The following is a 12542-nucleotide window of genomic DNA, read 5'->3' as shown; positions in this document are numbered from 1 at the left end:
TTCTCCTTGAATGTGTGGCGTGCCGCTGCCGCCGCTGCTGCGTTAGCGGCAGCGCAGGGTGGACAGCGGCGCCATGCCGCCGTCTATGCCGGCCACGCTGAGCGCGCAGGCGTGCAGGCCGACGGTGATGCCGCCGCGTTCCGCGTCGGCGGCGGCAAAGGTGGCGCGCCAGCGCTGCGCCGCAGGCGCGCGGAACAGGGCCACGACGCCGATGAAATACGCTTCCTTGCTGACTTTTTCCTGCACCTCGTAGCGCTGGCCCGGCACCAGCAGCACTTCCTTCACTTCCATCAGGTCGGCGCCCAGCGCCGTCTTTTCGCGCTGCGTGTCGAGGAAGCTGTCGTACGGCGCCTGCTCGAAGGCGGCGCTCTGGCGCAGCTTGTAGATGCGCGCCACCAGCGCCAGCGGCCGGCCGTCGGCATCCGTGTTGAGGCGCTGCGCCGCATGCAGGCGGATGTTGACGTTGCGCGGCGGCTTTTGCGCGTCGGGCAGTTCGGGCGGCGGCTTGGCCGCGCCGGCCATCTGCAGCGCCGCGTTGGCCAGGGTGCCGATGGCGCCGCCCGCACAGCCGGCCAGCGGCAACGCCAGCAGCAGTAGCGCGGCGGTGCGGGCCAGGCGGCGGAGCGGGGCGTCAAATGGCATGGCTGCTCTTTGCAAAGTGAAGAATGGAAATAAATGTGCTGCAGTCATTTAAACGCATGCAGGGGCGACCTACTTGCGTTGGCGCAAAATCAGTCAGCGATCAAGACAATTACTGCGCCAGATCAGGTTTCATGTCGCTGTACGCGGCTGTGATGTGGAACTTCTTCTTTGCTGATTAATCTCAATCTGGCAAAAAAATTGGCGATCAATAATGGCCTCCACCAAGGCGCCGCCCATCTTTCCCAGCGGTAGCGTCCTCCACGTGAAGGAATGCCCCGATGAAGCCAGCCACCGTGTTGCCCCGTATTGCCTGCCTCGCCAGCGCCTTGCTGCTGGCCGCCTGCGCCTCGCCGGACCAGCCGGCGCCGAAGAAACCTGCCGCGCCGACCCTGGCGCAAGTGATGAGCGACGCCGATGCGGCGGCGCGCGCCGGCCAGTACGAACGGGCCATGATCCTGCTCAAGGGCGGCAGCAGCAGCTACCCGGCCGACAAGGCGCCGTGGCTGCAAATGGCGCAGATGAAGTTCGACCGCGGCCAGTACGGCGACGCCATCGGCCATGCGCTCGAAGCGCTGGAGCGCGACCCGGACGACAAGGTCGCCAACAGCATCGTCGCCGTCAGCGGCTTGCGCCTGTCCGGCAAGGCGCTGGCCGACCTGTCGCGGCAAAACAATCTGAATGGTTCGCTGCGCTCGGAAGCGCAGGACCTGGCCAAGCTGCTGCGCGCGAGCATCGGCGAAGACGTGCTGGTGCCGCCGGCCAAGCGTCCGCCGGCGGCCGGCAAGCGCGCCGCCGGTTCCGGCACGCCGGCGGCGAAGGGCGCGGCGCAAGGCAGCACGGCCGACCCGTTCAGCGGCCTGAAATAAGCCGGCATTCCCACCATCCCCTGAGTAAAGGAAGCGACATGCCCAAGTCCGACAGCGTGCAAAAACGCCTGAAGCAGATACGCGCGCCGCGCGTGCAAATGACCTACGACGTCGAAATCGGCGACGCGATTGAAAACAAGGAGCTGCCCTTCGTGGTCGGCGTGCTGGGCGACTTTGGCGGCAATCCGGACAGCGAAAAAAAACGCCTGAAGGACCGCAAGTTCGTCGCCATCGACCGCGACAACTTCGACGAAGTGCTGGCCGGCGTGGAACCGGTGGCCCGTTTCGCCGTGCCGAACCGCCTCGGCGCGGCGGGCGGCACGTTTGCCGTCGACCTGCACTTCCGCTCGATGGACGACTTCCGCCCGGAATCGGTGGTGCGCCAGGTCGACCCCTTGCGCAAGCTGCTCGAGGCGCGCACCAAGCTGGCCGACTTGCGCAACAAGCTGGCCGGCAACGACAAGCTGGAAGACTTGCTGACGGAAGTGCTGAACAACACGGACAGCTTGGCCACCCTGAAACCGCAGTTCCCAGCGCAGGAGGATTGAGATGAGCGCCCAGGCAGAAGCCCCAGAATCCCTCGCTGTATCCGCTCCCGATGCGCCGGCCGCCACCGACTTGCTGGACCAGATCGTCGAGCAAAGCCGCGTCGCCAAGTCCGGCGCCGAACATGCGCGCGCGCGCGACCTGATCTCGGAACTGGTGGCGCAGGTGCTCGACGGCACGGTGCTGATGTCCAGCAGCCTGTCGGCCACGCTGGACGCGCGCGTGGCGGAAATCGACCGCCTGATTTCCGCCCAGCTCAGCGAAATCATGCACGCGGCGCCGTTCCAGCAGCTCGAACAAAGCTGGACGGGGCTGCGCTACCTGGTCGGCAATTCCGATACGGGCACGCGCCTGCAGATCCGCATGTTCAACGCCACCAAGCGCGAACTGGTGAAGGATTTCCAGGCCGCGCTGGAGTTCGACCAGAGCAGCATGTTCAAGAAGGTGTATGAGGAGGAATTCGGCACCTTCGGCGGCGCGCCGTTCGCCGCGCTGCTGGGCGACTTCGCCATCTCGCGCCAGCCGGAAGACATGTATTTCGTCGAACAGATGTCGCACATCGCCGCCGCCGCGCATGCGCCGTTCATCGCTTCGGCCGCGCCGGAACTGTTTGGCCTGGAAAGCTACGGCGACCTGGGCAAGCCGCGCGACCTGGCCAAGGTGTTCGACACCATCGAGTACGCGAAATGGAAAGCCTTCCGCGAATCCGAGGATGCGCGCTATGTCGGCCTGACTTTGCCCCGCTTCCTGGGTCGCCTGCCGTTCAATCCCGTCGACGGCACCACGGTCGAAGGCTTTAATTTTGTCGAGGAAGTCGACGGCAGCGACCATCACAAATACCTGTGGTGTAACGCCGCGTATGCGTTCGGCTGCAAGCTGACGCGCGCCTTTGCCGACTACGGCTGGTGCGCCGCCATCCGCGGCGTGGAGGGCGGCGGCCTGGTGGACGACCTGCCGACCCACACCTTCAAGACGGACGAGGGCGACGTGGCCCTGAAATGCCCGGCCGAAGTGGCGATCACCGACCGCCGCGAAAAGGAATTGAGCGACCTGGGTTTCATCTCGCTGGTGCACTGCAAGAACACGGCGTATGCGGCGTTCTTCGGCGCGCAGTCGGCGCAGAAAAGCCGCAAGTACAACAGCGACGCGGCCAACGCGAATGCGGTGCTGTCGTCGCAGTTGCAGTACATCTTTGCCGTCTCGCGCATAGCCCATTACATGAAGGCCATGATGCGCGACAAGATCGGCAGCTTTGCCGCCGCCTCTAATGTGGAAGATTTTTTGAACCGCTGGCTGATGCAGTACGTGCTGCTCGACGATAACGCCAGCCAGGAACAGAAGGCGCAGTTCCCCCTGCGCGAAGCGTCCGTGCAGGTGCATGAAGTGCCGGGCCGGCCCGGCGTGTACCGCGCCGTGTCCTTCCTGCGGCCGCACTTCCAGCTCGATGAATTATCCGTTTCGCTCCGACTGGTCGCGGAGTTGCCGAAGTCGACCAATTCCTGATCCACCTCTCTTTCAACCACAGGAGCACACCATGGCAATCGATGTATATCTGCAGATAGACGGCATCAAGGGCGAGTCCACCGATGACAAGCACAAGGACTGGATCGAGTGCAAATCGGTCAGCTGGAGCGTCGAGCAGCCGAAGTCCGCCACCGCGTCGACGGGCGGCGGTCACACGGCCGAACGCTGCGAGCACAAGGACATCGTCATTTCCAAGCTGGCCGACCTGGCCTCGCCGGTGCTGCTGCAGACCTGCTCGGCCGGCAAGACCATCCCCAAGGCGCGCTTCGAATTCATGCGCGCCGACGGCCAGGGCGAGCGCGTCAAGTACTTTGAAATCGAAATCGAAAATGTGCTGATCGGCGCCGTCACGCCGAACGTGGAAGAGGGCGATATCCTCGGTGAACACGTCGGCTTCAAGTTCTCGAAGGTGAAGTGGAAATACACGCAGCAAAAAGTGACGGGCGGCGCCGGCGGCAATACCTCGGGCGGCTGGGACCTGGCCGCGAACCGCGTGGCTTGATCCATCCTTGCGCGGCGCGCGGCGGCTACCTGCGCCCGCGCCGCGCCGACTTTTCAGGAGAGCGCATGGACAGTTATGTACCTGGCCTGTTCGACCGCCTGATGGGCGACGGCGGCGCGGCGGCGGGCGGCGTGGCGCCGCGCCTGTCGCTGGAACAATTGAAGGATGCGGTGGCGCGCGACCTGGAAGAGCTGCTCAATACGCGCGTGGCCCTGCCGCCCGGCGCGCTCGACGCCTATCCGGAATGCGCGGCCTCCATCGTCAACTATGGCTTGATCGATTTCGCCGGCATGTGTTTGTCCAGCAGCGATGACCGCGCCCGCATCTGCGCCGCGCTGAAGGCCGCCATCGAACGCCACGAGCCGCGCCTGCGCAATGTGCGCGCCCGCCTGGAACGGGAAGCGGGCGCCATCAACCGGGTCGGCTTCGTCATCAGCGGCACCCTGGCCGTGAGGTCCGGTGGCGAGACGGTCAATTTCGACGCCGTGCTGCAGCCGTCGTCGCTGCGCTATTCGATCAACCGCAAGGGAGCCGCCGCATGAGCAATAACCTCAAGACACTGATCGCCAAGCTGAATGACACGGCGCGCACGGCCGCCACCCGCGCCGCCGCCATCTGCGTGGGACTGGGCCAGTATGAAGTCGATATCGAACACCTGTTCCTGGCGCTGCTGGAGCAGGAGCGCAGCGATTTCGTCACCATCGCGCGGCGCAGCGAGATCAGCCTGACGGCGCTGGAGGCGGACTTGCGCCGCGAGATCGGCGGCTTCCGCACGGGCAGCGCGCGCACGCCCGTGTTTTCGCCCCACTTGCCGCTGCTGTTCGAACACGCCTGGCTGATCGCCTCGCTGGACACGGCGCAGCCAGGCCCCATCCGCAGCCGCCATCTGCTGTTGGCGCTGCTGACGGAGCCGGAACTGTCGCAGCTCGCGTACCGCGGCTCGAAGCTGTTCGCCCGCTTCAGCGTGGAGCAATTGAAGCACCATCCGGACAAGCTGACGGCCGGCTCAGGCGAGGAGGAAAGCGCTGGCGTGCCGCGGCTTTCCGACACCGGCGACGATCCTGTTGTTAGTCTGGCCAGCAAAACCCCGGCGCTGGACCAGTTCACCACCGACCTGACGCAGCTGGCGCGCGACGGCAAGCTCGATCCCGTGATCGGCCGCGAGGCGGAGATACGCCAGGCCGTCGACATCCTGCTGCGCCGGCGCCAGAACAATCCTATTTTGACGGGCGAGGCGGGTGTGGGCAAGACGGCCGTGGTGGAAGGCCTGGCCCTGCGCATCGCCGCCGGCGACGTGCCTGAAGTGCTGCAGGGCGCGCGCATCCACGCGCTCGACATGGGCTTGCTGCAGGCCGGCGCCAGTGTGAAGGGAGAATTCGAAAGCCGTTTAAAAAATGTCATCGACGAGGTGACGAAAAGCCCGCACCCCGTCATCCTCTTCATCGACGAGGCGCATACGATGATCGGCGCCGGCGGCCAGGCGGGGCAGAACGATGCGGCCAACCTGCTCAAGCCGGCGCTGGCGCGCGGCGCCCTGCGCACCATCGCCGCCACCACCTGGAGCGAGTACAAGAAGTATTTTGAAAAGGATGCGGCGCTGGCGCGGCGCTTCCAGGTGGTGAAGGTGGAAGAGCCCAGCGAAGACATCGCCTGCGCCATGCTGCGCGCCATGGCGCCGCTGATGGAGCGCCATTTCGGCATCCGCGTGCGCGACGCGGCCATCGTCGAAGCGGTGCGCCTGTCGCACCGCTACATCAGCGGGCGCCAGCTGCCCGACAAGGCCATCGGCGTGCTCGATACGGCGTGCGCCAAGGTGGCGCTGGGCCAGCGCGCCACGCCGGCGCAGCTGGAAAACGCGCACCGGCGCCAGGAACGCATCGGCGCGGAAATCGCCGCCCTGGCCCGCGAGGCGGCCGAGGGCGAAGTGCCCGGCAAAGCCGGCACTGCGCGCCTGGCGCAGCTGCGGCGCGAGCATGACGACGGGCAGGCGGCGGTCGCGGCGCTGGCGCAGCGCTGGGAGCGCGAAAAGGCGCTGGTGGTGCAGATCGGCGAGCTGCGCGCGCAGCTACGCGGCGAGCGGCCGGGCGAGATCGGCGCGGCGCGCCTGCTGGCGCTGAAGGACGAGCTGGCGGCCCTGCAGGGCGACGCGCCGCTGTCGCCGCTGGAAGTCGATGCGCAGGTGGTGGCCGGCATCGTCGCCGGCTGGACCGGCATCCCGCTGGGGAAAATGCTCAAGGATGAAATCCGCACGGTGCTGACCCTGGACGGCGCGCTGCGCGAACGGGTGCTGGGACAGGACCACGTCATCGACGCGGTGGCGCAGCGCGTGCGCACGGCGCGCGCCAGCCTGGACGACCCGGACAAGCCGCAAGCCGTGTTCCTGTTCACGGGGCCGTCCGGCACGGGCAAGACGGAAACGGCGCTGGCGCTGGCCGACTTGCTGTATGGCGGCGAGCGCAAGCTCATCAGCATCAACATGAGCGAATACCAAGAAGCGCACAGCGTGGCCGGCCTGAAAGGCTCGCCGCCCGGCTATGTCGGCTATGGCGAAGGCGGCGTGCTGACGGAAGCCGTGCGGCGCCAGCCCTACAGCGTGGTGCTGCTCGACGAGGCGGAAAAGGCCCATCCCGACGTGCTGGAATTGTTCTTCCAGGTGTTCGACAAGGGCGTGCTCGATGATGCGGAAGGGCGCGAAGTCGATTTTCGCAACACCATCATCATCGCCACCTCGAACCTGGGTTCGGGAGCGATGATGGCCGCTTGCCTGAACCGGGCGGCGCAGGACTTGCCCACGCCGGCCGCGCTGGAAGAACTGGTGCGACCGCAGCTGGTGGCGCACTTCAAGCCGGCCTTGCTGGGGCGCCTGAAGGTGCTGCCGTTCTATCTTCTGAACGACGCGGTGCTGGCCGAGATCATCGCCCTGAAGCTGGCGCGCATCGGCGCGCGCATCGCGCGCAACCACCAGGCGCAGTTCAGCCATGACGCGGGCCTGGTCGACGCCGTGCTGGCGCGCTGCACCGAGGTCGATTCGGGCGCGCGCAACGTCGACCAGATCCTCAACGGCAGCCTGCTGCCGGCGATCGCCGAAGCGGTGCTGGCGCGCATGGCCGCAGGCGAGCCGGTCGCGTCGATACGCGTCAGCGCGAACAAGCAGGGGCAGTTTAAGTACACGATCCGATAATCCACCTTCCGGAGAGCGCCATGTTCAATCTGGAGCAGTTGCTGCACCCCGTCAGCGCCGTCAGCCCCTGCGGCGACGACCTCACCTTCAGCCAGGAGCTCGACGCCATTGCGCGCGCGCGCCAGCACGACGACCCGAGCCTGGACCAGGGCGAGTGGGTGACGGCGCTGAAGGAAGCCGACTGGCCCTTCGTGGCGACGCGCTGCGAACAGCTGATCGCGGCGCGCAGTAAGGATTTACGCATGGCCGTGTGGCTGGCCGAGGCGCACGCGAAGACGCGCCACTTCCGTGGTCTGGGCGATGGCTACGCGCTGCTGGCCGGCCTGTGCGAACGTTACTGGGATGGCCTGTACCCGCCGGCGGAAGAGGGCGACCAGGAACAGCGCATCGGCAATGTCTTCTGGCTGCTGTCGCGCACGCCGCAGCTGCTGCGCGAGATCCCGCTGACCGAAGGCGCCGACGGCCTGTATTCGCTGCAGGATTTCGATGCGGCGCGCCAGCGCGCGGCCGCCAGCGTAGCGCAGGGCGCGGCGGAGCAGGGCTGGGGCGACGCGCGCCACGACGAAGGGGCAACCCTGGCGCAGATGGAGGCGGCGCGGCAAAGGAACACGCGCGCCTTTTCCGACGGCTTGCTGGCCGATGCGCAGTACTGCATGCAGTCGCTGCTGGCGTTCGAGCGCAGCGTCGATGCGCGTTTCGGCGCCGACGGTCCGAGTTTCCGCGCTGCGCGCGAAGCGCTGGAAAACGCCATTCATTTCATCGCGCCGCTGTCGCCTGGCGCGGATTTTATCGGCGCGCCACCCGCCGCCGGCCAGGCCGCCGGCGAGGGCGGCGGCGCCATCGTGCAGCGCCAGCAGGCGCTGGCCCAGCTGCGCCAGGTGGCCGATTTCTTCCGCCGCACGGAGCCGCACAGTCCCGTCGCCTACCTGGCCGAGAAGGCCGCCAGCTGGGGCGAGCTGCCGCTGCACCTGTGGCTGCGCGCCGTCGTGAAGGATGCGAATACCCTGGCGCAGCTCGACGACATGCTGGGCACGAACAGTGCAAACGGGTGATGCCGCTGACCCCTTCCATGCTACTCTTCGGGCATGTCCAGAATGCTCATCTTGCCTGCCGCGCTATGCCTGTTCATCGCCGCCGGCGCGCGGGCCGGCACTGCGGTGCCGCTGGTGATTTACGGCGACGACGACTATCCGCCGTACTCCTACGTTGAAAACGGCCAGCTGAAAGGCATTTATACGGAGATCGTGCACGAAGCGGCGCAATCGATGCCGCAGTATGCGGTGCAGCTGCGCCCCGTGCCCTGGAAGCGGGGCTTGCTGATGTTGCAGACGGGCGAGGCGTTTGCCCTGTATCCGCCGTATTCCTGGCGCAGCGAGCGGCCGTATGTGCGCTACTCCGTGCCGCTGCTGATGGAGCAGCTGGTGGTGCTGTGCAACCAGGACGTGCTGGCCAGGCGCAAGCTGCGGCAATGGCCCGCCGATTACGGCGGCCTGCACATCGGCGTGAACGCCGGTTTCCTGCCGGGCGACGCGGGGTTGATGGCGTCCCTGCGCGCTGAAAAAATCGTGCTCGACCCCGCCAAGGGCACGCGCACGAATTTGCTCAAGCTGATGCGCGGACGCATCGATTGCTATGTCAGCGACCGCCTGTCGGCGCAGTGGGAATTGCAGCGCATCCGGCGCGAGGGGCCGCCGGGCACGCCGATGCAGGCAATCGAGGAAACGGCGCAGCTGGCCAGCCAGCAAGGCCACCTGGGTTTTACGGCGCAACGGCCTGCCGCCTATCCTTATCGCGATGACTTTATCGCACAATTCAATGCGTCCATCGTGCGCATGCAAAATAGCGGCGCGATCCGCCGCATCGTCGACCGCGCGCTGCAACCCTGATTCCAGCTATGGAGAAGACCATGAAAAAATTGCTGTTCCTGAGTGTGCTCGTGCTGGCCGGCTGCGTGGGCCACCCCGACAATATTGTGCCTGTCAGTCACTTCGACACGACCCGCTATCTGGGAAAATGGTATGAGATCGCGCGCCTCGACCATTCGTTCGAGCGGGGCCTGAGCCAGGTGACGGCCGATTACAGCCTGCGCCAGGATGGCGGCCTGAAAGTGCTCAACCGCGGCTACAAGGATGCGGATGCGAAGTGGAAGGAAGCGGAAGGCAAGGCGTATTTCGTGGACAAGAAAGACGTGGGCTACCTGAAAGTGTCGTTTTTCGGCCCCTTCTATGGTTCCTACATCGTCTTCGACCTCGACCAGCAAAATTACAGCTATTCCATGATCAGCGGCCCGGACAAGTCGTACTTCTGGCTGTTGTCGCGCACGCCCACCATGGACCCTGCCTTGCAGCAACGCCTGATCGAGAAAGCCGGCGGCCTGGGTTTTGACACGTCAAAATTGATCTATGTGAAGCAAAACTGACCTTGCTTGCCTGCTGCCCGTTCGTGGCGGCAAAGCGCCTTCTGGTTGTTGCTTTTCTGCATGTTATTTCTTGCAATACCACTCTGATTCACTCACAATCTGCTCCAAAGTAGTGCGCTGCGGCGCGCTGCCATTCCGGTGGCGACGTTCGCGTTGCGCCACCGCTCGTGATTGCCGCACGGCAGATGGCTGCTATATTGGTACGTAGCAGTAGGTCGGTTTCGTGGCGTCTGTGCATCGTTTTCTTCAGATAGGAATCACGCAATGAAAAACCTCAAAATCGGCGTACGTCTCGGTGGCGGTTTTGCCGCCGTCCTGTTCCTGTTGACCAGCCTGACCGTGGTGGGCATCGTGCAGATGCAAAGCGCCAGCAAGGAAACCGATGCGCTCGTCAACGTCAAGGTGCGCAATGAGCGCCTGATCGCCGAGTGGACCAAGGTCATCGAGGTCAACGCGGCGCGCACGGCGGCCGCCTGGAAAGTCAGCGATCCCGAACACCAGAAACAGTTTGAACAGGAAATGGCGGTCTCGTCTGCACGCGCCACGGAAATCCAGAACGATATCGGCAAGAGCGAGTTGAACACGGACGAGCAGGCGCTGTACCAGGAAGTATTGAGCACGCGCAAGGCCTACACGGAAGTGCGCAAGAATGTGTTCAAGGCCAAGAATGCGGGCGACCTGGAACTGGGCAAGCGCCTGTACGAAGGCGACATGGCCGTCAAGCGCGACATCTACCTGGCGTCGCTGAAGAAGCTGGAATTGCTGGAAGCCAAATTGCTCGATGAAACGGCCGCGCAAATCCGTTCGCGCTACGAAAATGGCCGCATGCTGCTGATCTCGCTGGGCGTGGTGGCCATCTTGCTGGGCATCGCCTGCGCCTACTGGATCACGCGCTCGATCACGCGTCCCATCACGCGTGCCGTCGAGGTGGCGGAAGCCGTTTCCGCTGGCGACCTGACCAGCCATATCGTCGTGGAAAGCCGCGACGAGACGGGGCAATTGATGCATGCGCTGAAAAACATGAACGATAAACTGGTGAGTATCGTGGGCCAGGTGCGCGCCGGTACCGAATCGATCAGCACGGCGTCGAGCGAAATTGCCGCCGGCAACCTGGACTTGTCGTCACGCACGGAAGAGCAGGCCAGCTCGCTGGAAGAGACGGCGTCGTCCATGGAAGAGCTGACCTCCACCGTGAAACTCAACGCGGACAATGCGCGCAGCGCCAACCAGCTGGCCATCGACGCCTCGCAGATCGCCAGCAAGGGCGGCGTGGTGGTGTCGGAAGTGGTCAGCACCATGGGCTCGATCAACGATTCCTCGCGCAAGATTGTCGACATCATCAGCGTCATCGACGCCATCGCCTTCCAGACGAATATCCTGGCCCTGAACGCGGCCGTGGAAGCGGCCAGGGCTGGTGAACAGGGCCGTGGCTTTGCCGTCGTGGCCTCTGAAGTGCGCAACCTGGCGCAGCGCTCCAGCGCGGCAGCCAAGGAAATCAAGGGCTTGATCGACGATTCCGTGCAAAAGGTCGAGGCCGGTTCGCAACTGGTGGACAAGGCGGGCCGCACCATGGACGAGATCGTGCAAAGCATCAGTCACGTGACGCAGATCATGAACCAGATCACCGACGCCAGCGATGAACAGCGCGCCGGCATCGAGCAAGTCAACCAGGCCATCGGCCAGATGGACCAGGTGACGCAGCAAAACGCGGCCCTGGTGGAAGAAGCGGCCGCGGCGGCCGAATCCATGCAGGAACAGGCGGCCAGGCTGGCCGAGGTCGTGGGCGTGTTCAAGCTCGATGCCACGCAGCAATATGCTGCCGCCCGTAGCAGCCCGTCCGTGACGGCGCCTGCGCCAGTAGCGGCTGCCACGCGAGCCGCCACGCAGCCTGCCATGCGACGCGCGCCAGCATCCCGCGCGCCAGCACCCGCCGTGACCGCAAACTCGCCGGACAAGGCGGCGCAAGCGGACGCGGTGCGCGCACGCACGCCGAAGACGCCGGTGGCCTCGGGCGCCGACGAATGGGAAGAGTTTTAAGCACGGATTCTTAAGCGCAGTTTCCCCCTTGGCATGGCGCGGGCGCTACAATCGCGGCTTGAAGACAGCCGCGAACGCGCTCCGCCATGACCACCCGCCGTACCTCCAGCCTTAGCTCAAGCCTTAGCTCAAGCCATCCCGCCAGCCCTGGCGCTGCATCGTCCTCCCTGGCTGAACCGGCCAAACGCGCGCGCTGCCCAGCCTGCCTGCGCGCCGTCTCCAGCTGCATCTGCCGCTGGATCGCCCCCGTTTCCCACGCGGTGGAAGTGCTGATCCTGCAGCATCCGCTGGAAGTTCACAATGCCAAGGGCAGTGCCCGCCTGCTGCACTTGAGCCTGCCGAACAGCCGCATGCTGACGGGCGAGCAGTTTGCCGCCGATACGCTCGCCGAACTGCTGGCTGACAAGCACAACGTGCTGCTGTACCCGGATACGCCCGGCGACCGTTCGCTGGGCATCGCCCCGCCGCCGGCGCTCGACCCAGCCAGCTTGCTCGATCTTGCCCGCGTGCGGCTGGTGGTGCTGGACGCCACCTGGCGCAAGAGCCGCAAGATGCTGTATCTGAATCCCCCGTTGCAACAGCTGCCGCGCCTGCCCCTGCGCGACACGCCCGCATCCCATTACCTGATCCGCAAGGCGCACGCGCCAGACCAGTTATCGACCCTGGAAGCGACGTGCTATGCCCTGATGCAGTTGGAGCAGGACGCGGCCCGCTTCGTTCCCCTGATCGCGGCATTTGACGGCTTTGTCGCACAGCAGTTGAGCTATGTCATGCCGCACGGTGAAAAAGCTTGAAACGGCATCACGCCAGCCCTTGATCTTGCCC

At 65.3% G+C, this 12542-nt stretch carries 12 protein-coding genes; 11 read left to right on the top strand and 1 reads right to left on the bottom strand.

Translation table 11 applies throughout. From position 1 onward, the window contains the following. Positions 1 to 42: 42 nt before the first annotated feature. Entirely contained in the window at positions 43 to 642 is a 600-nt protein-coding gene (gene tssJ, locus O3298_RS01540; RefSeq protein ID WP_305058360.1) for a type VI secretion system lipoprotein TssJ, read from the bottom strand. 278 nt (positions 643 to 920) lie between these two features. Between tssJ and O3298_RS01535 the strand changes: the two genes are divergently transcribed. The 11 genes from O3298_RS01535 to O3298_RS01485 all read left to right on the top strand — a co-directional run bounded on the left by O3298_RS01535 (position 921) and on the right by O3298_RS01485 (position 12511). Continuing rightward, positions 921 to 1508, top strand: a complete 588-nt coding sequence (locus O3298_RS01535) for a M48 family metallopeptidase (RefSeq protein ID WP_305058359.1) — start codon at positions 921 to 923, stop codon at positions 1506 to 1508. A 38-nt stretch (positions 1509 to 1546) separates the two neighbouring features. Next, a complete protein-coding gene (tssB, locus tag O3298_RS01530; protein WP_305058358.1) occupies positions 1547 to 2056 on the top strand; it encodes a type VI secretion system contractile sheath small subunit in 510 nt (169 codons plus the stop codon). A gap of 1 nt (position 2057) precedes the next feature. Beyond that, positions 2058 to 3557 carry a type VI secretion system contractile sheath large subunit gene (gene tssC, locus O3298_RS01525; protein WP_077407195.1) on the top strand — a complete coding sequence of 500 codons (1500 nt, stop codon included), beginning with the start codon at positions 2058 to 2060 and terminating at the stop codon, positions 3555 to 3557. A 31-nt stretch (positions 3558 to 3588) separates the two neighbouring features. Beyond that, complete coding sequence (locus O3298_RS01520) at positions 3589 to 4080, top strand: type VI secretion system tube protein Hcp (RefSeq protein WP_034750126.1); 492 nt, start codon at positions 3589 to 3591, stop codon at positions 4078 to 4080. A 65-nt stretch (positions 4081 to 4145) separates the two neighbouring features. Then, positions 4146 to 4622: a type VI secretion system baseplate subunit TssE gene (gene tssE / locus O3298_RS01515; protein WP_099667124.1), complete on the top strand. Its 477-nt coding sequence runs from the start codon at positions 4146 to 4148 to the stop codon at positions 4620 to 4622. Next, positions 4619 to 7261 carry a type VI secretion system ATPase TssH gene (gene tssH / locus O3298_RS01510; RefSeq protein ID WP_305058357.1) on the top strand — a complete coding sequence of 881 codons (2643 nt, stop codon included), beginning with the start codon at positions 4619 to 4621 and terminating at the stop codon, positions 7259 to 7261. Before tssE ends, tssH begins: the two co-directional genes overlap by 4 nt. 20 nt (positions 7262 to 7281) lie before the next feature. Further along, the gene (gene tssA, locus O3298_RS01505; protein ID WP_305058356.1) at positions 7282 to 8313 is read left to right on the top strand and encodes a type VI secretion system protein TssA; all 1032 of its coding nucleotides are present in this window, start codon (positions 7282 to 7284) and stop codon (positions 8311 to 8313) included. 33 nt (positions 8314 to 8346) lie between these two features. After that, positions 8347 to 9147, top strand: a complete 801-nt coding sequence (locus O3298_RS01500; protein WP_305058355.1) for an ABC transporter substrate-binding protein — start codon at positions 8347 to 8349, stop codon at positions 9145 to 9147. 20 nt (positions 9148 to 9167) lie between these two features. Next, the gene (locus O3298_RS01495) at positions 9168 to 9680 is read left to right on the top strand and encodes a lipocalin family protein (RefSeq protein WP_305058354.1); all 513 of its coding nucleotides are present in this window, start codon (positions 9168 to 9170) and stop codon (positions 9678 to 9680) included. A 264-nt stretch (positions 9681 to 9944) separates the two neighbouring features. After that, a complete protein-coding gene (locus O3298_RS01490; protein ID WP_305056243.1) occupies positions 9945 to 11717 on the top strand; it encodes a methyl-accepting chemotaxis protein in 1773 nt (590 codons plus the stop codon). An 86-nt stretch (positions 11718 to 11803) separates the two neighbouring features. After that, complete coding sequence (locus O3298_RS01485) at positions 11804 to 12511, top strand: tRNA-uridine aminocarboxypropyltransferase (RefSeq protein WP_305058353.1); 708 nt, start codon at positions 11804 to 11806, stop codon at positions 12509 to 12511. Positions 12512 to 12542: the final 31 nt, after the last annotated feature.

It is taken from the genome of Janthinobacterium sp. SUN137 (assembly GCF_030587265.1).
Classification (GTDB): Bacteria; Pseudomonadota; Gammaproteobacteria; order Burkholderiales; family Burkholderiaceae_D; genus Janthinobacterium; species Janthinobacterium kumbetense.
This window is presented reverse-complemented; position numbering and strand designations above follow the sequence as displayed.

Coding starts and splice junctions, on each gene's coding strand:
- tssJ (WP_305058360.1), bottom strand. CDS start 642: ATGCCATTTGACGCCCCGCTCCGCCGCCTGGCCCGCACCGCCGCGCTA.
- O3298_RS01535 (WP_305058359.1), top strand. CDS start 921: ATGAAGCCAGCCACCGTGTTGCCCCGTATTGCCTGCCTCGCCAGCGCC.
- tssB (WP_305058358.1), top strand. CDS start 1,547: ATGCCCAAGTCCGACAGCGTGCAAAAACGCCTGAAGCAGATACGCGCG.
- tssC (WP_077407195.1), top strand. CDS start 2,058: ATGAGCGCCCAGGCAGAAGCCCCAGAATCCCTCGCTGTATCCGCTCCC.
- O3298_RS01520 (WP_034750126.1), top strand. CDS start 3,589: ATGGCAATCGATGTATATCTGCAGATAGACGGCATCAAGGGCGAGTCC.
- tssE (WP_099667124.1), top strand. CDS start 4,146: ATGGACAGTTATGTACCTGGCCTGTTCGACCGCCTGATGGGCGACGGC.
- tssH (WP_305058357.1), top strand. CDS start 4,619: ATGAGCAATAACCTCAAGACACTGATCGCCAAGCTGAATGACACGGCG.
- tssA (WP_305058356.1), top strand. CDS start 7,282: ATGTTCAATCTGGAGCAGTTGCTGCACCCCGTCAGCGCCGTCAGCCCC.
- O3298_RS01500 (WP_305058355.1), top strand. CDS start 8,347: ATGTCCAGAATGCTCATCTTGCCTGCCGCGCTATGCCTGTTCATCGCC.
- O3298_RS01495 (WP_305058354.1), top strand. CDS start 9,168: ATGAAAAAATTGCTGTTCCTGAGTGTGCTCGTGCTGGCCGGCTGCGTG.
- O3298_RS01490 (WP_305056243.1), top strand. CDS start 9,945: ATGAAAAACCTCAAAATCGGCGTACGTCTCGGTGGCGGTTTTGCCGCC.
- O3298_RS01485 (WP_305058353.1), top strand. CDS start 11,804: ATGACCACCCGCCGTACCTCCAGCCTTAGCTCAAGCCTTAGCTCAAGC.